Consider the following 237-nt stretch of genomic DNA (forward strand, 5'->3'; position numbering starts at 1 on the left):
ATCCAATGTGCCCGCCGGAGTTCAGGAGTGCGGGGGTGAGGTAGTGCCGGAAAGCCATGGCGCCCACGTACCGTGAGCCTTCGGTACTCCAGAGGTAGGTGCAGGGTACAATGCCGTCCTTCTCCGCCGTTTGCGCGGCGTCCTCGAGTTGCCGAATCCACTCCGCGAACCCTTCGGGTGTGATGAGATCGTCCGCCATGAATTCCCCGGCGCCGTCCTGATGGGCCCCGTCCCACT

The 237-nt window shown here is 64.1% G+C and carries 1 pseudogene; it reads right to left on the bottom strand.

Annotated elements, in window-relative coordinates:
• A pseudogene (locus N7568_RS25365) lies at window positions 1-237 on the bottom strand (GNAT family N-acetyltransferase); the annotation flags it as partial.

The sequence above is a fragment of the Paenarthrobacter aurescens genome (genome assembly GCF_025421775.1).
GTDB classification, from domain to species: Bacteria; Actinomycetota; Actinomycetes; order Actinomycetales; family Micrococcaceae; genus Arthrobacter; species Arthrobacter aurescens_B.